The organism is Microbacterium sp. NPDC056003 (genome assembly GCF_042274785.1).
Taxonomy (GTDB): Bacteria; Actinomycetota; Actinomycetes; order Actinomycetales; family Microbacteriaceae; genus Microbacterium.
Window position 1 is genome coordinate 1,940,992 of the sequence record NZ_JBHJXQ010000001.1, and the last position, 20,973, is coordinate 1,961,964.

At 71.8% G+C, this 20,973-nt stretch carries 21 protein-coding genes; 13 read left to right on the top strand and 8 right to left on the bottom strand.

Annotated elements, in window-relative coordinates; genetic code table 11:
• The first annotated feature begins 28 nt into the window (after positions 1 to 28).
• From ACFC1W_RS08795 to ACFC1W_RS08830, 8 genes are all read left to right on the top strand, one after another.
• On the top strand, positions 29 to 1,000 hold the full coding sequence (locus ACFC1W_RS08795) for a carbohydrate ABC transporter permease (protein ID WP_375991113.1): 972 nt from the start codon (positions 29 to 31) through the stop codon (positions 998 to 1,000).
• Positions 1,000 to 1,887 (top strand): carbohydrate ABC transporter permease, encoded by an 888-nt coding sequence (locus ACFC1W_RS08800; RefSeq protein WP_375991116.1) that lies wholly within the window; start codon positions 1,000 to 1,002, stop codon positions 1,885 to 1,887. The genes ACFC1W_RS08795 and ACFC1W_RS08800 overlap by 1 nt, the downstream gene beginning before the upstream one ends.
• Positions 1,887 to 4,124: an alpha-xylosidase gene (gene yicI / locus ACFC1W_RS08805; RefSeq protein WP_375991118.1), complete on the top strand. Its 2,238-nt coding sequence runs from the start codon at positions 1,887 to 1,889 to the stop codon at positions 4,122 to 4,124. The genes ACFC1W_RS08800 and yicI overlap by 1 nt, the downstream gene beginning before the upstream one ends.
• Positions 4,121 to 5,575, top strand: a complete 1,455-nt coding sequence (locus ACFC1W_RS08810; RefSeq protein WP_375991121.1) for a GH1 family beta-glucosidase — start codon at positions 4,121 to 4,123, stop codon at positions 5,573 to 5,575. Before yicI ends, ACFC1W_RS08810 begins: the two co-directional genes overlap by 4 nt.
• Positions 5,576 to 5,762: 187 nt before the next feature.
• Positions 5,763 to 6,062 (top strand): GNAT family N-acetyltransferase, encoded by a 300-nt coding sequence (locus ACFC1W_RS08815; protein ID WP_375991124.1) that lies wholly within the window; start codon positions 5,763 to 5,765, stop codon positions 6,060 to 6,062.
• 41 nt (positions 6,063 to 6,103) lie between these two features.
• Positions 6,104 to 6,544 (top strand): DUF1622 domain-containing protein, encoded by a 441-nt coding sequence (locus tag ACFC1W_RS08820; RefSeq protein ID WP_375991472.1) that lies wholly within the window; start codon positions 6,104 to 6,106, stop codon positions 6,542 to 6,544.
• A 71-nt stretch (positions 6,545 to 6,615) separates the two neighbouring features.
• Entirely contained in the window at positions 6,616 to 6,843 is a 228-nt protein-coding gene (locus ACFC1W_RS08825) for a hypothetical protein (RefSeq protein WP_375991126.1), read from the top strand.
• Complete coding sequence (locus ACFC1W_RS08830; protein ID WP_375991128.1) at positions 6,843 to 7,442, top strand: hypothetical protein; 600 nt, start codon at positions 6,843 to 6,845, stop codon at positions 7,440 to 7,442. Before ACFC1W_RS08825 ends, ACFC1W_RS08830 begins: the two co-directional genes overlap by 1 nt.
• A gap of 87 nt (positions 7,443 to 7,529) precedes the next feature.
• On the opposite strand, the gene ACFC1W_RS08835 is transcribed toward ACFC1W_RS08830, so the two are convergent.
• The 4 genes from ACFC1W_RS08835 to ACFC1W_RS08850 form a co-directional block, all read right to left on the bottom strand.
• A complete protein-coding gene (locus ACFC1W_RS08835) occupies positions 7,530 to 7,772 on the bottom strand; it encodes a hypothetical protein (RefSeq protein WP_375991131.1) in 243 nt (80 codons plus the stop codon).
• 100 nt (positions 7,773 to 7,872) lie between these two features.
• On the bottom strand, positions 7,873 to 8,607 hold the full coding sequence (locus tag ACFC1W_RS08840; RefSeq protein ID WP_375991134.1) for an alpha/beta fold hydrolase: 735 nt from the start codon (positions 8,605 to 8,607) through the stop codon (positions 7,873 to 7,875).
• A 22-nt stretch (positions 8,608 to 8,629) separates the two neighbouring features.
• Positions 8,630 to 9,187, bottom strand: coding sequence for a hypothetical protein (locus ACFC1W_RS08845; protein WP_375991137.1), 558 nt, complete (start codon positions 9,185 to 9,187; stop codon positions 8,630 to 8,632).
• Positions 9,188 to 9,250: 63 nt separating this feature from the next.
• The gene (locus ACFC1W_RS08850) at positions 9,251 to 9,724 is read right to left on the bottom strand and encodes an NUDIX domain-containing protein (RefSeq protein WP_375991139.1); all 474 of its coding nucleotides are present in this window, start codon (positions 9,722 to 9,724) and stop codon (positions 9,251 to 9,253) included.
• Positions 9,725 to 9,817: 93 nt separating this feature from the next.
• Between ACFC1W_RS08850 and ACFC1W_RS08855 the strand changes: the two genes are divergently transcribed.
• From ACFC1W_RS08855 to ACFC1W_RS08865, 3 genes are all read left to right on the top strand, one after another.
• Positions 9,818 to 10,972, top strand: a complete 1,155-nt coding sequence (locus tag ACFC1W_RS08855; protein WP_375991142.1) for an exonuclease SbcCD subunit D — start codon at positions 9,818 to 9,820, stop codon at positions 10,970 to 10,972.
• Positions 10,969 to 13,971, top strand: a complete 3,003-nt coding sequence (locus ACFC1W_RS08860) for an AAA family ATPase (protein WP_375991144.1) — start codon at positions 10,969 to 10,971, stop codon at positions 13,969 to 13,971. The genes ACFC1W_RS08855 and ACFC1W_RS08860 overlap by 4 nt, the downstream gene beginning before the upstream one ends.
• Positions 13,972 to 14,123: 152 nt before the next feature.
• On the top strand, positions 14,124 to 14,978 hold the full coding sequence (locus ACFC1W_RS08865; RefSeq protein WP_375991147.1) for an SGNH/GDSL hydrolase family protein: 855 nt from the start codon (positions 14,124 to 14,126) through the stop codon (positions 14,976 to 14,978).
• A 59-nt stretch (positions 14,979 to 15,037) separates the two neighbouring features.
• On the opposite strand, the gene ACFC1W_RS08870 is transcribed toward ACFC1W_RS08865, so the two are convergent.
• Positions 15,038 to 16,096, bottom strand: coding sequence for a hypothetical protein (locus ACFC1W_RS08870; protein ID WP_375991149.1), 1,059 nt, complete (start codon positions 16,094 to 16,096; stop codon positions 15,038 to 15,040).
• Between the two features lie 79 nt (positions 16,097 to 16,175).
• On the opposite strand from ACFC1W_RS08870, the gene ACFC1W_RS08875 reads away from it, so the two are divergent.
• Positions 16,176 to 16,352 carry a hypothetical protein gene (locus tag ACFC1W_RS08875; RefSeq protein WP_375991152.1) on the top strand — a complete coding sequence of 59 codons (177 nt, stop codon included), beginning with the start codon at positions 16,176 to 16,178 and terminating at the stop codon, positions 16,350 to 16,352.
• A 3-nt stretch (positions 16,353 to 16,355) separates the two neighbouring features.
• Here the strand turns inward: ACFC1W_RS08875 and ACFC1W_RS08880 are convergent, their stop codons facing one another.
• From ACFC1W_RS08880 to ACFC1W_RS08890, 3 genes are all read right to left on the bottom strand, one after another.
• A complete protein-coding gene (locus ACFC1W_RS08880; protein WP_375991154.1) occupies positions 16,356 to 16,913 on the bottom strand; it encodes a nucleoside phosphorylase in 558 nt (185 codons plus the stop codon).
• Between the two features lie 109 nt (positions 16,914 to 17,022).
• Positions 17,023 to 18,546 (bottom strand): lipase maturation factor family protein, encoded by a 1,524-nt coding sequence (locus tag ACFC1W_RS08885; RefSeq protein ID WP_375991156.1) that lies wholly within the window; start codon positions 18,544 to 18,546, stop codon positions 17,023 to 17,025.
• A 4-nt stretch (positions 18,547 to 18,550) separates the two neighbouring features.
• Positions 18,551 to 20,014: a phytoene desaturase family protein gene (locus ACFC1W_RS08890; RefSeq protein ID WP_375991158.1), complete on the bottom strand. Its 1,464-nt coding sequence runs from the start codon at positions 20,012 to 20,014 to the stop codon at positions 18,551 to 18,553.
• A 243-nt stretch (positions 20,015 to 20,257) separates the two neighbouring features.
• Between ACFC1W_RS08890 and ACFC1W_RS08895 the strand changes: the two genes are divergently transcribed.
• The gene (locus tag ACFC1W_RS08895) at positions 20,258 to 20,836 is read left to right on the top strand and encodes a hypothetical protein (protein ID WP_375991160.1); all 579 of its coding nucleotides are present in this window, start codon (positions 20,258 to 20,260) and stop codon (positions 20,834 to 20,836) included.
• Positions 20,837 to 20,973: the final 137 nt, after the last annotated feature.

Here is a 20,973-nt window from a genome sequence, read left to right on the forward strand (position 1 = left end):
CGCCGCCCGCCGCCCCAGAGGAGTCATCATGACCGTCATCACGCGCACCGAGCGGAGCACCCGCACGCGAACGCCCGCCGAAGAACCGGCGATCCCGCAGCGCCGAGGGGGGACCGCGGGGTACTGGATCTATCTCCTGCCCGGCTTCGTCCTGCTGCTCGTCATCATCGTCATCCCGCTCCTCTTCAACGTCTATCTGACGTTCACGAAGTGGCGCGGAGTGCGCGAGCCGGAGTTCATCGGCCTCGACAACTGGCTGAAGATCTTCACCGACGAGAAGTTCTGGACCTCGTTCGCGAACTCGATCTGGATGGTCATCGCGATGGTCGTCGTCCCGACGGTCGTCGGCCTCATCGTCGCCGCCCTTCTGTTCGACGTCGTCGGGCGCAAGTTCGGGGGCAAGGTCGGCAGCTTCCTGCGCGCGAGCTACTACCTCCCGCAGATCCTTCCCATCGCCGTCGCCGGCATCGTCATCGGCTGGCTCTTCCGTCCAGGCGACACGGGCGCGATGAACCAGATCCTGAGCGTGGTCGGCATCCCCGCCGTGGACTGGCTCGGCCAGATGCCGTCGGCCCTGCTCGTCCTCATGCTCGTGCTGGTGTGGGTTCAGATCGGCTATCCGATCGTCGTGTTCATGGCCGCACTCCAGCGCGTCGACCCCGAGCTCTACGAGGCGGCCGAGCTCGACGGTGCGAACTGGTTCCAGCGCTTCGGTGCGATCACGCTCAGCATCATCCGGCCCGAAGTCTTCGTCGTCACCCTCACCTGCACCATCGCCGCACTGAAGGTGTTCGGCCCGGTGTACGTCATCACGCAGGGCGGGCCCGCCGGAGCGACGCTCGTCCCCGCTTACTACGCCTACACGGAGTTCTTCACGAAGCGGAACATCGGCTACGGCGCGACCATCGCGACGGTGCTCACGATCCTCGTCGTCATCGTCTCGATCATCTTCATCCGCGTGCAGAACTCGCTGGAGCGCAAGGAAAGGGCCGGACTCTGATGGCCGCGACGACCGCAATCATCACCGCGGGCAAGACCCGCGTGCGCCCGCGCGGCGGCATGACCAAGAAGCGCGCGCTCGACTGGCTGCTGCTCGCCGCCGTGATCGTCGGCGCACTCATCGTGCTGGTGCCCTTCTACCTGATCCTCGTCAACGCCTTCAAGTCGCCGGTCGATTATGCGACGTCGGGTCCGTTCGCCCTTCCGCAGGCGATCGACTTCTCGGGCATCCAGGCGTTCTGGGAGCGGGTGAACTTCCCGCAGAAGGTGTGGAACTCCATCTTCATCTCCGGCGTCGTGGCCGTGCTCGCCGTGCTGATCTCGGTGCTCAACGCCTTCGCGATCGGCATCGGGCGCGTCCGCGGCCGCACGTGGATCGTGCTGCTCTTCCTGCTCGCGAACCTGCTCCCGCAGGAGGCGCTCCTCTACCCGCTCTACTACATGTTCAAGTCGGTGGGGCTCTACGACAGCGTGTGGTCGGTCATCATCGTCTTCACCGTCGTCCAGGCGGCGTTCGGCACGTATCTGCTGGCGTCGGTGTACGGCACCTTCCCCAAGGAGATCCTCGAGGCCGCCTCGCTCGACGGTGCGACGCGATGGCAGATCCTGTGGCGGGTCGTCTTCCCGATCAGCCGGCCGACCCTGTCGGTGCTGCTCATCTTCTTCTTCATCTGGACGTGGAACGAGTTCCTGATCCCGTTGACCTTCCTGCCCTCCAACGCCAATCAGACGGTGCCGGTGGCGATCAGCGTGCTCACCGGTGACCGGCTCATGGACGTCACCACCACGGCGGGAGCGGCGCTCATCAGCATCGTGCCGACGATCATCTTCTTCCTCATCTTCCAGCGCACCCTCACTCGGGGCATCACGGCAGGAGCAGTCAAGTAATGAAGTTCACCGACGGGTTCTGGCAGCTCCGGCCCGGGGTCGAAGCACTGTACGCCCAGGAGGCGTACGACGTCTGGCAGACCGATCGCACTCCGGACGGCCCCGGTCTCGTGGTCACCGCACCCACGTCCGTGATCGGCAAACGCGGCGACACCCTCAATCGCCCGGTGCTCACGGTCACCCTCTCCTCGCCGCTCGAGGGCGTGGTGCGCGTGCGGATCGCCCATCACGAGGGCGGTCGGTGGCACGGCGGATTCGTGCTTCCCGGCGCCGTCGAAGGAGGTGCGGGCGAGGCCGTCGCCACCGACGACGGCGGGGTCCTGACCACCGGAGGCCTCACCGCGCGCGTGGCTGCGGGCGCGCCCTGGTCGCTGTCGTTCGCGCACGGCGACCGCGTGCTGACCTCGAGCGGGCACAAGGCGCAGGGCTACGTGAAGCTGGCGCCCGGCGCCCAGGTCGACCGCGGTATCGTCGACAACGCGCGCACCGGCGCACCGGCGCCGATCGAGCGCGTGTTCGTCCACGAGCAGCTCGACCTCGGGGTGGGCGAGCTCATCTACGGGCTGGGCGAGCGGTTCGGACCCGTCGTGAAGAACGGCCAGACCGTCGAGATCTGGAACGCCGACGGCGGCACCTCGAGCGAGCAGGCCTACAAGAGCGTGCCGTTCTACCTGTCGGATCGCGGCTACGGCGTGCTCGTCAACGACCCGGGCCACGTCTCGTTCGAGATCGGCTCGGAGGCCGTGGAGCGCGTGCAGTTCTCGACGCCCGGCGAGGTGCTCGAGTACTTCGTGATCGACGGACCGACGCCCAAGGACGTGCTGACCCGCTACACCGCGCTGACCGGGCGTCCGCCGGTCGTCCCCGCCTGGTCGTACGGGCTGTGGCTGTCGACATCGTTCACCACGGACTACGACGAGGCGACCGTGACCTCGTTCATCGACGAGATGGCGGCACGCGAGCTGCCGGTGTCGGTGTTCCACTTCGACTGCTTCTGGATGCGCGAGTTCAACTGGTGCGACTTCGAGTGGGATCCGCGCACCTTCCCCGACCCCGACGGCATGCTCGCCCGACTGCACGCCAAGGATCTCCGCGTCTGCGTGTGGCTCAATCCCTACATCGGCCAGCGCTCGCCGCTGTTCGCCGAGGCCGCCGAGCGGGGCTTCCTCGTGAAGCGCGCGGACGGCTCGGTCTGGCAGTGGGACCTGTGGCAGGCCGGCATGGGCCTCGTCGACTTCACGAACCCCGACGCGACGGCCTGGTACCAGTCGCACCTGCGACGACTGGTCGACCAAGGCGTGGACTGCTTCAAGACCGACTTCGGCGAACGGATCCCCGTTGATGTCGAGTGGGCCGACGGCTCCGACCCGCAGCGCATGCACAACCTGTACACGCAGATCTACAACGAGGCCGTCCACGCGGTGCTGGTCGAGAAGCGGGGCGAGGGCGACGCCGTGCTCTTCGCCCGCTCGGCGACCGCGGGCGGTCAGACGATGCCCGTGCACTGGGGCGGCGACTCGACATCGACGTTCGTGTCGATGGCCGAGACGCTGCGCGGGGGCCTGTCGCTCGCATACAGCGGATTCGCGCACTGGAGTCACGACATCGGCGGATTCGAAGGGACTCCGGATGCCGCGGTCTACAAGCGCTGGACCGCGTTCGGCCTGCTCGGCAGTCACAGCCGCTTCCACGGCTCGGGCTCGTATCGCGTGCCGTGGGCGTTCGACGAGGAGGCCGTCGAGGTCACCCGGCGCTTCACGCACCTGAAGATGCACCTCATGCCGTACCTGTTCCAGGCGGGAGTGGATGCCGCGGCCACGGGCCTGCCGCTGCTGCGGCCGATGCTGCTGGAGTTCCCCGACGACCCGGCCGTGCGGCACCTCGACCGTCAGTACATGCTCGGCGGCGACATCCTGGTGGCTCCTGTCTTCTCGGAGGCGGGCGAGGTCGAGTTCTACCTCCCCGCCGGCGAGTGGACCAGCCTGCTCACCGGCGAGACAGTGACGGGCGGCGGATGGCGTCGTGAGACGCACGGCTTCGACAGTCTGCCGCTGTATGTGCGGCCCGGAGCGGTCATCCCGTGGGGCGCGCGGAGCGACCGACCCGACTACGACTACCTCGACGGGCTCACGCTGCGCGTGTTCCCCGGCGGCTCGGGAGCCCGAGACGTGACGGTCACGACCCCCGATGGCCGGAGCGAGACGTTCACGGCCGACCTGTCGGAGGTGACACGATGACACCCGTGACTTCTGCGACGATCACCCAGGGCAGCCCCGACTACCGCGACGCGGGCCTCGTGTTCCCGCCCGGCTTCACGTTCGGCTCGGCGACGGCGTCGTACCAGGTCGAGGGCGCGTTCGACGAGGACGGCCGCGGACCCTCGATCTGGGACACGTTCAGCAAGACGCCCGGAAGGGTCTGGAACGGCGACACCGGCGACGTCGCCTGCGACCACTACCACCGCGTCGAGGCCGACCTCGACCTGATGAAGGAGCTCGGACTCGGCGCCTACCGGTTCTCGATCGCGTGGCCGCGCATCATGCCGACGGGCACCGGCGAGGTCAACCGGGCCGGCATCGACTTCTACTCCCGGCTCGTCGACGGTCTGCTCGAGCGCGACATCCGCCCGGTGGCGACGCTCTACCACTGGGACCTGCCGCAGGCGCTGGAGGATGCCGGCGGCTGGCCGGTGCGCGCGACGGCGGACGCCTTCGAGCGCTACGCCGAGGTCATGGGCGCCGCGCTCGGCGACCGCGTGCACACCTGGACGACGCTGAACGAGCCGTGGTGCTCGGCCTACCTCGGCTACGGTCAGGGCGGGCATGCGCCCGGTCGGCATGAGCCCGCCGCCGCGCTCGCCGCGGTGCACCACCTCAACCTCGGCCACGGTCGCGCCGTCCAGGCGCTGCGTGCGACGTCGACGGGCGACCCCGACTACTCGATCACGCTCAACTTCCACGTGCTCCGCGGCGTGGGCGACGGGGCCGGTGAGGCCATGCGCCGCATCGACGGCCTCGCCAACCGCGTCTTCACGCACCCCCTGCTGACGGGCGAGTATCCGTCGGACGTGGTCGCGGACACGGCATCCGTCACCGACTGGTCGTTCGTGCGCGATGGAGACCTCGCCGCGATCCACCAGCCGATCGATGTGCTGGGCGTCAACTACTACTCGACGGCCACCGTTCAGCTGTGGGACGGCGTCTCGCCGAAGCAGATGAACGACGGGCACAAGGGCGCCGCCGGCGGGACGGCGTGGCCGGGAAGCGATCAGCTCGTCGAGTTCGTGGCGCAGCCCGGCCCGTACACCGAGATGGGCTGGAACATCGCCCCCGAGGGACTCGAGGAGCTCTTGCTGGCGCTGAAGGCGGAGTTCCCCGACCAGCCGCTGATGGTGACCGAGAACGGCGCGGCCTTCGCCGATGTCGTCGCCGACGACGGAACGGTTCCCGATCCGGAGCGGCTCGACTACCTGCGTCGCCACTTCACAGCGGCTCACCGCGCGATGGAGCAGGGGGTGGACCTGCGGGGCTACTTCGTGTGGTCGCTCCTCGACAACTTCGAGTGGGGCTACGGCTACGCCAAGCGCTTCGGGATCGTGCGCGTCGACTTCGACACGCTCGAGCGCACGGTCAAGGACAGCGGACGCTGGTACTCCGAGCTGGCGAAGACCGGAGTGCTCCCCGCCTGAGGCCGGTCGCAGAGGATCGGAGATCGTCGTCGACACGCCGGTGACGGATGCTGCAGCCGGCGTGTCGCGCACGATCTCCGATTCTGTGCACCGGCACCTGGACGCGACCCGGGAGGTCGCCGCGCGAACGCCGCGACATCCCGCCCGTCCGCGTCCCGGCGTCGGCGGGCGGGCATACCCTGACGGGGTGACTGAGCTTCGCTTCACCCACGAACCGGATGCCTCGCGCTACACATTGCACCGCGGCGACGACCTCGTGAGCGTGCTCGACTATCGCGACGACGGCCGCACCGTCGCCATGACGCGCGCGTACACCGTGCCCACGTTCCGCGGGCACGGCTACGCCGGCGAGCTCGTCGACCGGGCGGTCGCCGAGCTCGAGCGCTCGGGCTCGCGGACCGTCATCCCGGTGTGCTGGTACGTGGCCGACTGGTTCGCGGCCCACCCCGGTCGCAGCGGCATCCTCGCCGGACGCCGCTCCGCCTAGCCACCCGCTGCGCCGCCCGGCCCTATGCTGGCCGCGTGCGCATGGAAGAGGTGTTCACCGCCGTCGCCGTGGGGTTCGAGGCCGTCGGCGCCGCCGCGATGATCGTCGGCTTCGTCATCGCCGTCGTGCTCGGCGCCCGGTCGCTGGTGCGCCACGAGGGCGGAGGTGCGGCGTTCACCGTCCTGCGCACGACGCTCGGCGCCGCGATCCTCCTCGGGCTCGAGGTGCTGGTCGCCGCCGACCTCATCCGCACCATCACATCCAAGCCGTCGCTCGAAGACGCCGCGATCCTCGGGCTGATCGTGCTGATCCGCACACTGCTGTCGATGTCGATCCAGATCGAGATCGAGGGCACGCTGCCGTGGCGTCGCGCCCTCACCCGCACCGGCGGTCAGATGCTGGGCGATGCGGTCGCCCGCGATCGTGCCGCCGGCCGCGCCGCGTCGGGCCCGGATGCGGTCGGCGCCGCGGAGAGTCGCTGACTCGGCTTGTCAACCCCCTGATGCCCGCACGGGGCTCCCCGCAGGGTGGAGGGTGACGAGAGGAGCGCCTCATGGACCGTGATCTTCCCGATGGAGTGATCGACGCAGATCCGCCCGGCGGGTGGGACGAGGTCGGCGACACCGAAGCACAGGAGCGCAGCGCTGAGGAGGCCGACTCCGAGATGCTGCTGACCGACACCGCGCTGCAGCCCGACGACCCCGTCGAGGGCGAGGCCGCGCGACAGGGAGCCGACCCCGATCTCGGGGTGCCCGAAGAACGAGGCGAGGAGGAGCCGTGATGAGCACGACAGGCAACGAGTTCGAGCAGCCCGGCGTCAACTACCCCGACCGGGGCGACGCGACCGGCGCGACGGGAACCCCCGATGCGGAGGAGCCGAAGCGAGACGGCAGCGTCACGCCCGAGCGGACGAGCGGCGGCCACCTCGAGGCGGCCGAGGACGGCGCGGAGGGTGCGCCGACGACGGCGGACGGGCCCGCGCAGGACGCCGAGCCGGCGGCGGCCGCGGCCGCGGAGCCCAGCCACGAGGCCGTCGGCATCGGCGTGGTGGGATCCGCGGACGGGCAGGACCATCACGGTCAGGACGAAGGGCGCGACACGCTCACCGTCGGAGAGGCCCAGCGCCGGGAGGGCGGTCTCGGGACGGAACAGGAGCAGCGGCTGCCCGCGATGTCGCAGAACGACGCCAGCGCGATCGACAAGGTGGCGGGCATCGCCGCGCAGACGCGAGCCGACGTCGGCACGGAACCGGTGGGACGCATCGCCGAGGTGCTGCAGCAGCGACTCGATCAGGCCGGTGTGGACCTCCCGGCGGCGGACGTGGACGAACTGGCGAACCAGATCGCCACGGGTGACGCGGCGTCGCCCGAGCAGGCGTAGGAACGAGCGATGCCCGCCCTCGACGCGAGGGCGGGAATCGTGCAGCCCGGCGACCACGCCCTCGGCGAGGGCGTGGTCGCAGTAACGTCAGGCGATCGCGCAAGCGGTCGGGCAGGCGTCGGCCGCAGCGGCATGGACCCCGATCGGTCGGGCCCACACGCCGCGCGGGCGGGCAGGGGCGGCCGGTGCGGGCGCGACGGCCGATGCGGTGAGCGCGGCGGCCTGCGACTCGCGGCGTGCGCGGATGGAGCGCAGCAGGGCGAGTTCACGATCGCGCCACTCGGTCTCGTGGCGGTACTGCTGTTCGGCGGCGGTGACGAGCGAGAGCATTGTTTCCTCCGTTGGTTCCGATGAGTCGAACGTACGCCGGGGGTCCGACATTGCCCGATCCCGCAGAGGTGGCAGGAATCCGCTCGATCGCGGCAGTCCGTCAGCGGTCGCCGGCGAACGCCCGGACGAGCGCGGCGGCGGGCGCGGCATCCCGGATCATCGTCTCGTGACCACGGCCGGGCACCTCTTCGAGACGCGCGTCGGGCATCGACGCGACGATGCGCTCGCACCACGCGCGGGGCGCGACCAGGTCGTTCTCGCCGCGCAGCACGAGCGTCGGAGCCGGGACGGCGGACAGCACGTCCTCCGGGCGGTGGACGAGCATCGCGCGGAACTTCGTGAGCAGCTTCGGGCCGGCGCGCACGTACTCGCGGGCCCCGCGGGCGATCACCGTCGGGCTCTCGCCTGCGATGTCGCGCAGCAGCCGCGACAGCTGCCGGGGCCCCGACCGCGCGTCCGGATCCACGGTCGGCCCCACGAGCACGAGGGCGGCGACGACGGACGGATGCCGCGCCCCGAGCTCCAGGGCGATCTGCGCGCCCATCGAGTGGCCGATCACGATCACGGGCCTATCGGCGTGACAGCGCAGGTAGGCGGCGATCAGGTCCGACGTGCGCTCCATCGTGAGGACCCGGCGCGGCTCGGGCGCCTCGCCGTATCCGGGCAGGTCGATCGCGATGACCTCGGCGCGATCGTCGAGGTGCGCGATGAGGTCGGCGAAGACGCTGCGGCCCATGCCGATGCCGTGGATGAGCAGGTAGACGGGGTCGCCGGCGCCGCGGCGCTCCACCACGAGGGTCGCGCCGGCGAAGGAGAATTCTCGGGCCGGACTCACCCCAGAAGCGTATTCGACCGGATCATGCGGCCCCGGACTCGTCGCGCAGCCCCACCCGGTCGGGGATGTCGAACTGCACCCGCCGCAGCCACTCCGGATCCGGCCACGGCCGCGACGTGGGAAGCGCGCGCAGGCGGGCGCGCAGCGCGGTCGCCGAGGCCTCGACCGGCAGCACGCGCGCGGGCGCGCGATGCGCGAGCGCGCCGAGCCACCAGTGCCGCCACGTGCCCTCGATCGACTCGGGCTCGACGACCACGTAGTAGTCGGGCATGACCGCATCGCCGTGGGCGAAGAGTCCGAGGAGGGTCTGCACTTCGATCTCGAGCGTGCCGAGCGTGGCGCGCTCCTCGTACAGCTCGACCCATGCCGCGGCGACGTGCTCGAGGGGGTCGGCATCGTGCACGACATAGGGAGAGGCCGCCGACACGACTGCACGGGCGGCGTAGGCGGGATCGGCCTCGCGCAGCGACAGCGCGCGGATGGCAGGAACGTCTGCGAGTCCGCTCAGCAGCGGCTCGCTGTCGCCGCCGACCAGGGCGACGACCGTGGATCGCGGAGCGGGTTCCGTCGAGGGCGCCATATTCCACGATACGTCTGCGGGCACGCGGGCGGGCGGCACGCGCCGCCGGGTCGCGGCATCCGCTCAGCTCGCTTCCATCACGACCGTCGAAAGGTCGGCCCCGAACGTGAACCTCGCGTCGACACCGCCTCCCCGCAGCACCCCCGGCAGCCACCGCACGGTGTCGGCGCGCATGCGTCCGTAGGGGATCTCGGCGAGCGGGAACCACCGGGGCGCGAACGTCGCGCTCGCCGCCGGGATGCCGGTGAAGCGCCGGCAGACGAACACCGTCGCCTGCTCCGACAGCGTCGGCCGCGTCGGGAAGTGCCGCTCCACGACGCCTGCTTCGCGGAGATCGGATGCCGCGACCCCGACGCCGACCTCTTCGAGAAGGCCGCGCACCGCGGCACCGCGCGCTGTCTCGTCCCGTTGCAGAGCGCCGCCCACGCCGACGACCCGCCCCCGCGCGGTGCCCGTCAGCCGATCGCCCAGGAGCACCTCGAGGCCGTCCGCGCCGGTGCGCATCATGAAGACGACGCACACCTCGGGCAAGGGCATGGGAGCAGGCTACGCCCCGCCGACGCGCCCTCCCATCGGCCTCGCCCGGCCTGCCTCGACCGCGATGTCGGCGCGCGAACGTACGGTGTGAACATGCGGATCCTGCACACGTCGGACTGGCACATCGGGCGGTCGTTCCACGGCCACGCCACGCTCGATGCGCTCGGCGGTGTGCTCGAGGCGCTCGTGGCCCAGGTGCGCGAGCACGAGGTCGACGTCGTGGTCGTCGCGGGCGACGTGTTCGACTCCGCTGCGCCCGCCGCCGCCTGCTACGGCGTACTCACCGACGCGCTGGCCGCACTCTCCGACGCCGGTGCGACCGTGGTGGTGACGAGCGGAAATCACGACTCGTCGGCACGCCTCGGGTTCCAGTCCTCGCTGCTGCGGCAGGGCATCCACGTCATGACCGACCCGATGGCGACGGGCACGCCCGTCACCGTCGACGACGAGCACGGGCCGGTGCACTTCTACGGTATCCCGTTCCTTGAGCCCGCGCTCGTGCGCCACCTGTGGCCCGACGCCGAGATCCGCTCGCAGCGTCTCGCCATCGAGCACGCAATGGGGCTCGTCCGCGCCGATGCCGTGCGTCGCGGCGGACGCTCCGTCGCGATCGCCCACTGCTTCGCGGCCGGCGTCGATGCCACGCCCGGCGTCGAGCGCGAGATCCGGCAGGGAAGCCTCGACGTCGTTCCGCTGGCCGCGTTCGACGGGCCCGACTACGTCGCGCTCGGCCACATCCACGGCCGCCAGCGTCTGTCCGACCGCGTGCGCTATGCCGGCGCCCCGCTGCACTACAGCTTCGGCGAGGGGGACAAGCCCCGCGGCTCCTGGCTGATCGACCTCGATGCCGACGGTCTCGCCGCGGTGGAGTGGCTCGACCTGCCGGTGCCGCGCCGGCTCATCACGATCCGAGGCTCGCTCGACGAGCTGCTCGGCGACGAGCGCTTCGCCGATGTCACCGACGCCTGGGTGTGCGCGCAGTACACCGACGCCACCCCGCAGCTCGATCCCATGCGTCGGCTGCAGGCACGGTTCCCGCACTGCGCCACCGTCATGCACACGCCCGAGGGTCTGCGCGGCGACGACGGCCTCACCTACTCGCGCCGCGTGCGCCAGGCCCGCAGCGACGCCGAGCTCGTCGATGCCTTCCTCGTTCACGTGCGCGAGGGTGAGGGGGCCTCCGAGCGCGAGGCCGAAGTCATCCGCGACGTCATCGACGAGCGCACGCTCGCGGAGGCGAGAGCGTGAGGCTGCACCGACTCGAGGTCACCGGGTTCGGGCCGTTCCGCGAGCGGCAGGAGGTCGACTTCGACGCGTTCGCCGACGACGGCATCTTCCTCATCGCGGGCCGCACGGGCGCGGGCAAGTCGAGCGTGCTCGACGCGGTGACCTTCGCGCTCTACGGCGGGGTCCCGCGCTACGACGGAGCCGACAAGCGGCTGCGCAGCGACCATTGCGCTCCCGACGACCCCACCGGCGTGACCGTCGAGTTCAGCGCGGCCGGACGCCGCTGGCGCGTGACGCGCTCGCCGGAGTACGAGCGCCCGAAGCAGCGCGGCACCGGCATGACGACCGAGCCCCACCGGGCTCAGCTCGACGAGCAGGTCGAGGGGGAATGGGTCGGCCGTGCCGCGCGCCCCGTCGACGTCGCGCATGCGCTCGATGAGATCCTCGGACTCAGCCAGCAGCAGTTCCTCCAGGTGATCCTGCTGGCGCAGAACCGGTTCGCCGAGTTCCTCCTCGCGAAGAACGACGAAAGGCAGCGGCTGCTGCGCCGGCTGTTCGGCACCCGCACCTATGAGGCGTATCAGCTCGCGCTCGAGGAGCGGAGGAAAGACGCCGAACGGGCGCTCGCTGCGGCCGGCGACGGCGTCGAGATGCTGCTGGCGGAGGCCGAGCGGCTCCTCGCGGCCGAAGAGCTCGAGGGTGGGTCGCCCGTCGAGCGAGGCGCCCCGGCGGAGCGCCTCGCCGCGGCGGGTGTGGGGGTGCAGCGCGCCGAGTACCGCGGCGAGACGCTCGTGCGCGAGCGCGCCGATGCCGACGCGGCGCATCGTGCAGCCGAGAGCGCCCACTCCGCGGCGAAGACGCTGCGCGGCAAGCAGGAGCAGCGCGCGCGATCCCGGTCGGCGCTCGCGGACCTCGAGGCGGCCGAGCCCGCCATCGCTGCTGACCGCGAGACGCTGAGGCGCGCGCTCGAGGCCGAAGCGCTCCGGGCGCCGATCGAGGCCGCGGCCGGGGCGGCCGAGGCGGCGGCGGCCGCCGTCGCCGAGGTGGAGCGTGCCCGTGCGGCCTGGGCCGAGGCTGCAGGCCCCGCTGACGCGGACCTGTCGGTCGAAGCCCTCGCCGCCTTCATCGAGCAGCAGACCGGTGACCTCGCCGTGTGGTCAGCCGCCGAGGCCCGTGAGCGCGATCTCGTCTGGCTGACCGCCGAGCTCGCCGAGGGCGAGGCGCGCGCGGCGGAGCACGCCCGGAACCTCGGCCGGATCGACGAGCTGCGAGGCGCCTTCCCCGCACGACTCGCTGAGCTCGACGCCGACCTGAGCGCTGCGCAAGGAGCCGCAGGCGCCCTCGACGCGGCGATCGCGCACCGCGACGCCCTCGCGGCCCGCCTCGCCGCCGCGCAGGAGGCCGCGCGCCTCGACGCCGCCGCACGCGCGGCGGAAGCAGCGTATCTGCAGGCGAGCGCCGAGCTCGATGCCGCGCGTGCGGCCGTCACCGCGCTGCTGCGGCGCCGGCTCGAGGGCCGCGCCGGCGAGCTTGCCGCGGAGCTCGTCGACGGCGAGCCGTGCGCCGTCTGCGGCGCGACAGAGCACCCGGCTCCGGCCCCGGCCTCCGATCACCCCGTCTCCGATGACGAGATCACCGCTGCCGAGCACGCGCGCGACGTCGCCGCCGAGGCGGAGCAGGTGGTGGCCGCGCGCGCGAAGGATGCACGCGAGCGCCGCGCGGACGCCGTCGCGCGCGCGGGCGGCGCCGATGCCGACACCTTGACGACCGAGCTCGCCGTGGCCGAGGCATCGGTGGTCGCGGCGTCCGACGCAGCCGCATGTCGCGATCGCCTGACGAGGGAGCGCGGGCAGCTCGCGGCCGCCGAGGCTGAGGCACGAGCAGAGCGCGAGTCGCTGGCGGCGGAGCTCAGTGCGCTGCGGGAGCGCCTGGCCGCGCTCACGGCCGATGCGGCCTCCGCGCGCCGTGCCGTCGACGACGCACGTGGTGACTTCGCAGGCGTCGCCGACCGCATCGCCGACGCCACAGCGGGGCGTTCCCTCGCGACCGCGCTGCACGACACACTGACGGAGGCCGACGCCGCGCAGGCGTCCGCCCGGCGCTCCGCCGACGACCGCGACGCCCGGATCGCCGCATCCGCCTTCTCCGACGTCCTGGATGCGGCGGCGGCCCTGCGCGCGAGCGAGGCGAGGAGCTCCCTCGACGAGCGCATCCGAGAGCACGACGCTGCCCTGCGCGCGGAGCGCGATCGTCTGCGCGACCTCGAGCTCGAGCTCGCCGGGGCGCCCGACGAGCTGATCGACGTCGCCGCGACCGCGCTCGCGCTCGAGGCGGCCCGCGACCGGTGGAGCGCAGCCGTCGACCGGGCGGCGCACGCGTCACAGGTCGCCGAGCGGCTCGCCGACCTCGTCCGGCGCGCGACGACCGCGCACGACGCGATCAGCGGTCTCGCCGCCGACCACGCCGTGATCGCCAGGCTTGCGAACACCGTCGCCGGCCGAGCACCGAACACGCATCGCATGACCCTTGAGTCGTTCGTCCTCGCCGCTGAGCTGGAGGAGATCGTCGAGGCCGCGAACCTGCGGCTCGACGACATGTCGTCCGGGCGCTATCGCCTGCAGCACAGCGACGCCCTCGCGGCGCGCGGCGCGTCGTCCGGGCTCGGACTCTCGATCATGGATGCGCACACCGGCCTCGCCCGTCCGGCGCAGTCGCTTTCGGGCGGAGAGACGTTCCTCGCGTCGCTTGCGCTGGCGCTCGGCCTCGCCGAGGTCGTCACCGCACGAGCCGGCGGAGTGCGACTGGACACGCTGTTCATCGACGAGGGGTTCGGCTCGCTCGACGACGACACGCTCGAGTTGGCGATGCGCACGCTCGACGAGCTGCGGCAGGGCGGCCGCACGGTCGGCCTCATCAGTCACGTCGCAGCGATGAAGGAGCAGCTGCCCGCGCAGCTGGCCGTCGAGGCCACACCCCAGGGGCCGAGCATCATCCGCCAAGAGGCCGCACTGCGCGCGTGACGCGACCCCCATTGCCCCGCCTGGATACGCGGGTGTAGCGTTCGCGCAGAATCGTTCCTGGGGGACCGATCACGCCCGAACCGCCGGCCCCGTCCGGCCGCGGCTGCGCGCCGCGCACGCTCCATCCACACCGTCGTACGGAGTACCTCCACATGCGCACCTCATCCTGGGGGCGCCGCGCCCTCGCCACCCTCGCCGCCTCGGCGATCATCGTCACCGGCAGCCTGTTCACGGCGTCCGCCGCCCACGCGGCTCCGCTTCCACCTGACAACGTGCGCGTCATGGCCGCGCTGGGCGACTCGATCACCCAGGCGTCGATGACCTGCAGCAGTCTGGTCAACTGTCCGGCGAACAGCTGGGCAACCGGATCGACGACCTCGGTCAACTCGCATCTGCTCCGCCTCCGGGCGACCGCCGCGCCCGACAACGCCGTCGGCTACAACAACGCCGTCGCCGGGGCCGCCTCCGGAGCCCTGAACGCGCAGGCCGCCAAAGCGGTGACGCAAGGCGCGCAGTACGTCACGATCGAGATCGGGGCGAACGACGCGTGCACCAAGACCGTCGGGGCCATGACGCCGACCGCCACGTTCAAGACCAACGTGCAGAACGCCCTCGTCACGCTGTCGACGAGCACTGCCGCGCCGCGGGTCTTCATCGCGAGCGTCCCGAACCTGCTGCGGATGTACGAGGTCAACAAGTCCAGCGCGAGCGCGCGACTCACCTGGGCTCTGCTCGGCATCTGCAAGTCGATGCTGGCGAATCCGACGAGCACGAAGGCAGTCGACGTCGAGCGTCGTGCCGCGGTGCAGCAGCGGGTCAATGAGTACAACCAGGCGCTCGCGGAGGCATGTGCGGCGTACGCGTGGTGCCGGTACGACGGCGGGGCCGTAGCGAACTACGCGTTCACCCGGGCCGACATCTCGACGCGCGACTACTTCCACCCGTCGCTGTCGGGTCAGGCGAATCTGGCCGCCATCACCTGGCCGAGGACGCAGTGGGCGTCGTGAGGCGATGACGCGGAAGGGCGGGCCGGTACGCAGACCGGCCCGCCCTTCTCGTTCGTCGACTACTCGACGAGGTGCTGCTGCGCTGCGTCGTAGATCGTGGTGATGAACCGGGTGGCCTGCTCTTCACCGAACATGCCGTCGGAGCCCTCCACGATGCCGTCGATCGCTGCCTCGACGCCGGCGTCGCCCATGACCAGAGTGCTCTGACCGATCGAGATCAGCATCTCGTCGGTGTAGAACTGCGCCGTGACCTCCTCGGTGATGCTCGGCTCGATCTCCTGCATGATCGCGAGGATCTCGGGCCGCACGGCGGCGAGGTACGCGGCCTCGTCGTAGGTTCCGGTCGCCTCGCCCTCCGACCCCTCGTCGCTGCCGTCCTCGACGGGCGCCGACTCCGAGACGGTCGGCGCGGGATCGAGCCCGCCTGCCGAGTCCGACCCCACCGCGGCGAGTCCGATCCAGACGAAGGCGAGCGTGATGGCGCCGATCCAGGCGAGCCCGCCCAGCACCGAGACCGCGATCGCGCCGATGCCGAGGCCCTTGGCGCCCTGCTTCTTGCTCGCGAGGGTGACGATGCCGAAGACGAGCGCCGCCAGCAGCAGCAGGCCGCCGATCATCGCGAGGACGAGCGAGACCCATGCCAGCGGCAGATAGGCCGTGCCGACGAGCACGAGGCCTCCGATCGCGAGACCGAGCGAGACCCAGCCGAGCGTGCGCGGTCGGGTGGCGAGATCCGCGGGCGCCGGGGCGGCGTACGCGGGCTGCCCGTACGCGGGCTGGCCGTAGGCCGCCTGGCCGTACGCGGCCGGGTCGGACGCCTGTCCGTACGGCTGACCGGCGGCGGGCTGGCCGGCGGTCGGCTGGCCGTACGCGGGCGGGTACACCTCGGTCTGCTGCGCGTCGGCAGGCGGGTACGCCTGGGTGGGCTGCGCATCGGCGGGCGCCCCGTACGCCTCGGTGGGCTGCGCGTCGCCCGGCGTGGGCTGCGCGTCGGCAGGCGCCGCGTAGGCCTCGGTGGGCTGCGCGTCGCCCGGCGTGGGCTGCGCGTCGGGCGCCGGCGTGGGCTGCGCGTCGGCCGGGGTCGCGTCGTCGGAGGGGGGAGGGGTGGGGTCGCTCATGGTTTCCTTGCTGCCGAGAAGAGGTCGCGCGGAAGCCAGGACGATCCCCGCGGCCTCTCAGACTATCTAGGCTGTCAGGGTGAACAAGAGCACTGTGTGGACCGTTCTGGGAGTCATCGCGGCGATCGTCATCGCCTGGGTGCTCGTCGACGTGCTGTTCTCGCTGCTGTGGTTCATCGGCAAACTCGTCATCGTCGCCGTCGTCGCCGCGATCGTGTTCTTCATCCTGCGCGGACTGTTCTCGCGCAGGGACTGACGGTCAGACGCCGTACTCGGCGCGGATCGTGTCGCGCAGCTGGTGGCTGCAGGCCGTCACGGTGGCGCGCCAGTCCGTGATCGCGTCGTCCTGTGCGCGGTCCGACACGGCCTTGAGCACGCGGATCGGCACGCCGAACTGCTCGGCGACCCACCCGTACGCGTAGGTCTCCATGTCGACGAGGCGCGCTCCGAGCGGGCGGATGACCGACACGGCCTCGGCGTCGTCGACGAAGTGGTCGCCGGTGGCGATGATGACGCCGTCGCGACCGAGCTCCACGCGCGGGGGAAGCGACACGTGCTGGCCGACCTGGCCGTCGATGTCGGTGACGTCGTGCTGGATCGCCGCCTCGATGTCGTAGACGGCCGCCTCGAGGGTCGCGTCGATGGCGCCGGCCGTGCCGACGACGACGACCTCGTCGTACGCGCGGGCGTCGAGCGCGCGCGTCAGTGCGTACGTGGCCTGCAGCTTCCCGGGACCGGTGACGAGCCGGTCGAAGCCGGGGAGGTCGGCGGGGAACGCGACGAGTTCGGCCTCGAGGGCCGCGACGAGGAGCTTCACCCCCCTATTCTCCCCCGGCTCTACCTGAACGTCTGCCGGTCGCGCCCGCCCGGATGCGTCCGCCGGTCGCCTCAGCCACCCCGCGACCCGGCCCCTGCGGCATGCGCTGTCAGCTGCGGCGCAGGGCCATCGGGCCCAGCACGTCGCCGCGCCGCTGCCGATGCCACCGCTCCCGGGCGATGCGGAACTCCGCGTGCGTGGTGAACCGATAGTGATAGGCCACCGCGCGCACCCACATCGGCCGCTCGCCGCGGAACGGATCGTCGGCGAGCAGCCGCAGGGTCGCGGCATCCGCTTCGAGCAATCTGATCAGGAGCACCGTGAACCAGTCGTCGAGAGAGCGGCCGAGGGGCAGGAACCACATCAGCCAGTCGAGACGCAGGTGATACGGAGCGAACTGCCGGGGCACGCGCCGCACATCGCCCGGCTTGCCTTTGAAGGAGTACTCGCGCCAGGTCGCGGCATCCGGATCCTCGTCTGTCGTCCCTTCGACGACGATCTCGATCCGCTGCTTGGTGACCGTGCCGAACGCACCGTAGGCGTTCGCCAGCTGCCAGCGGTTGAAGCTCGCGTTCATGAGCTGCCGGTGCGCGAAGAGGTTGCGCAGCGGCCACCAGCTCAGCACGGCGTAGACCACTCCGACAGCGCAGGTGACGACGAGCCAGGGGAGCGGCAGCCCGTCGACGATCCACGGCGGTTCGTGCGCGAGGGTCGCGTCACGCCCGAAGGGCAGCCCGATCGCCGAGAAGGCGAGCACGATCGTGATCCAGTTCAGCCAGGCGAAGTTGCCGGTGATCACCAGCCACAGCTGCGTCGCGATGATGATCGCGCCGGCCACCGCACCGACGATCGCGGGAACGGGTCCGGGCACCCATAGCCCGAGGATCGGGGCGAAGAGGAACCACGGCACGATCAGCTGGGCGACGTGGTTCCCCACCACCTCGCCCTTGTGGAACCAGCGGGGGAGCAGGTGCGCCTGCCGGCTGAGCGGACCGGGCATCGGCTGGGTCTCGTGGTGGTAGGTGAGCGCCGTCAGGTCGCGCCACTCGCGTCCGCCGCGGATCTTGATCATGCCCGCGCCGAACTCCAGCCGGAACACGAGCCACCAGAACAGCACGATCACGACCGTGGGCGGCGGCTCGGCGGCGGATCCCAGGAACGCGGCGAGGAAGCCGGCCTCGAGCAGCAGCATCTCCCAGCCGAAGCCGTAGAAGGTCTGCCCGATGCTGACGATCGACATGTAGCCCAGCCACAGCGCCAGGAAGCAGGCCATCGGAGCCCACGGAGTGAACAGCTGCGGGATGCCGCACACCAGGGCCGCCGCGACGACGACGCCCGCCCAGCAGAGCGCCACCAGCCGGCGGTCGGTGTACGTCACCCAGCGGAACAGCGTCGGGCGCAGCCGCCAGGCCGATCTGCGCGCGCGGCGGGGCCCCTGGGCGTCCTGGCCTCGCCCGGGCACCGACGCCTTCGCCCACGCCAGCAGCTCCGGCGCGGGCAGCAGGCCGCGCTCGCCGAGCAGTGGCCGGAACTGGTTCAGCGTCGAGATGAAGGCGACGACGTAGATCGCGGCGATGCCCCGCTGGAGCACCTCCCGCGCGAACCCGAAGTCGACTGCAGCGAAACCATCCATGCCGTCACGTCCGGAACAGGTCCTCGGGCTCGAGCCGCAGCCCCTGCGTGTCGCGCAGCGCCCGCCGCGCCGCGTACCACCCCGGCATGCCCGTCACCCCGGGGCCGGGCGGCGATGCGGCCGACGCGAGGTACACGCCGGGCATCGGCGTGCGCCACGGCGTCGGCGAGACCGTCGGCCGGCGGATCGCCTGCGCGAAGGTGAACGCCCCGCCCAGGATGTCGCCGCCGATGTCAGCCGGGTTGTAGGCCTCGCGCTGCACCGCGGTCATGGAGCTCGACGCCAGGATCCGGTCACGGAAGCCGGGGGCGAAGCGCTCGACCTGACGCGTCACGAGCTCGGTGGCGTCGAGCGTCGAGTGCGCCGGCACGTGGATGTAGGTCCACAGCACGTGCTTGCCCTCCGGCGCCCGGCTCGGATCGAGCACCGTCGGCTGTACGGCGAGCACGTACGGACGGTCGGTGACCCTACCCCGGGCGACGGCGTTCTCGCTCGCCTCGACCTCGGCGCGGGTCCCTCCGAGGTGCACCGTCGGCGCGTGCGCCACGGCGGGGTGCGCCCACGGCACCGGGCCGTCGAGCGCGAAGTCGACCTTGGCGGCGGCTGCCCCGTAGCGGTAGCGGCGGATCGCTTTCGCATACCGCGCCGGGATATCGGGGTGGGTGAGCGCGAGCCGCGGCGTCGTGTCGAGCAGCAGCACATCGCCCGCGGCGGGGTCGCCCCAGTCGAGACCCTCGAGCGTGGTCACGTACTGTCCGGTCTCGATCGCGCCGCCGTGCGCCCGCAGGTCGTCGGCGAGCACATCCGCGATGCGCTGCGCCCCGCCGCGGGGGAAGGCCCACCCGTCCGCCGCGTGCGCGTGCGCCGCGAGGAAGAGTCCGGACGCCGACGCGCCCACGCTCGGCAGCCGTGAGTTCGAGTGCGCCAGCACACCCGCGAGCAGGGCGTTCGCCTCCTCCGTCGCGAAGGTGCCGCGGCCGAGGCGCGAGCCCAGCTGAAGGGCGCGCAGCCCGTAACGGACGGTGGTGACCGGATGCCGCGGCCAGCGCAGCAGCTGGGATCCGGTGAAGTCCACCACGGCGTCGAGGTGCGTGCTCAGTGGCCGCAGCGCCGCGAGCCACATCCGGCCGTCGCGGCCGAGCCCCGACGCGGTGCGCTCGATGTCGCGCCACGCGATCGCTGCCCGCCCGTCGTCGAGCGGCTGGGCGTAGGACGCCTCGGGGCGGACCCACTCGATGCGCTCGCCGAGCCCGAAGGCGCGGAAGACCGGTGACGACAGGGCGGCGGGATGCACCGCCGAGCACACGTCGTGGACGAACCCGGGCAGGGTCAGCTCCGCACTGCGCACGCCGCCGCCGACAGCGGGGGCGGCCTCGAGCACGCGCACCTCGAAGCCCGCGCGGGCGAGCGCGACAGCGGCGGTGAGCCCGTTCGGCCCACTGCCGACCACGGTCGCGCGTCTGGCCATGGCACCATCCTGGCACCGCCCCCGGCGCGCCGCACACGGGGGCCGCTGCGGGCGGTTCCGGGACCCGGCACGTGGGCGAAGCCGGGGGTTGCGGGGCCCGGAACGTGGGCGAAGCCCGGGGGTTGCGGGACCCGGAACGCGGGCGATGCCGGGGGCTGCGGCATCCCTCGCGCGGCGCACTTCCTCGTTCCGGGAACCCGCGACATGATGAAGGAAGCGGGTGGCCGCGGGAAGAGGTGGACCATGGAATCGGTGCTGCTGGACACTCCGGAGGGGATCACGGCGCGGCTCGGCTGGGACCCGAAGCTTCCGGAGCACGATCGCAAGCGCGCTCTGGCGAAGGAGATCGTCGCAGCGCAGCTCGGCGTCGATCCCCAGACCGTGCGCGTCGAGCGCGAGGCGCCGGGGACGTTCGGCTTCCACACCCAGCTCATCGCCGAAGTGGATGGCCAGGAGGTGCCGCTGCGCATCCGCAACGCCAACTACCGGGCGGCCACGGTGGTCGCCGTCGCCGACCCCGCGATCCCGCTCGGCCTCGACCTGCGCGACGCCCACCCGGACGAGCCGACGCTGCGCGAGATGAAGCGGCACTCCCACTTGTACGACGACAGCGACGTCGACCAGCTGCTCGCGCACTGGACGCGCGTGCAGGCCGTGCGCGACGCGGACGGCCGCGGTGCGCGGGTCGCGGCCGACCATGTGCGCCTCGACAGTCCGCGCACGCGGGGCTGGATCCCCGATCGCCGCGTCTACTACACGCTCGCCGACCTGTCGCGCGACAGCTGGATCATCACGCTCGCCTACGGCGCAGCGCCGGTCTGACCCTCCCGATCCGGCGTCGCCGGGACCTGAGCCCGGCACAGAATCGGAGATCCTGAGCGACACGCCGCGCGCCGGCCCGGGCCGGCGGCGTGTCGGCGACGATCTCCGATTCTGTGCACGGGACGCGGCCGCGACCG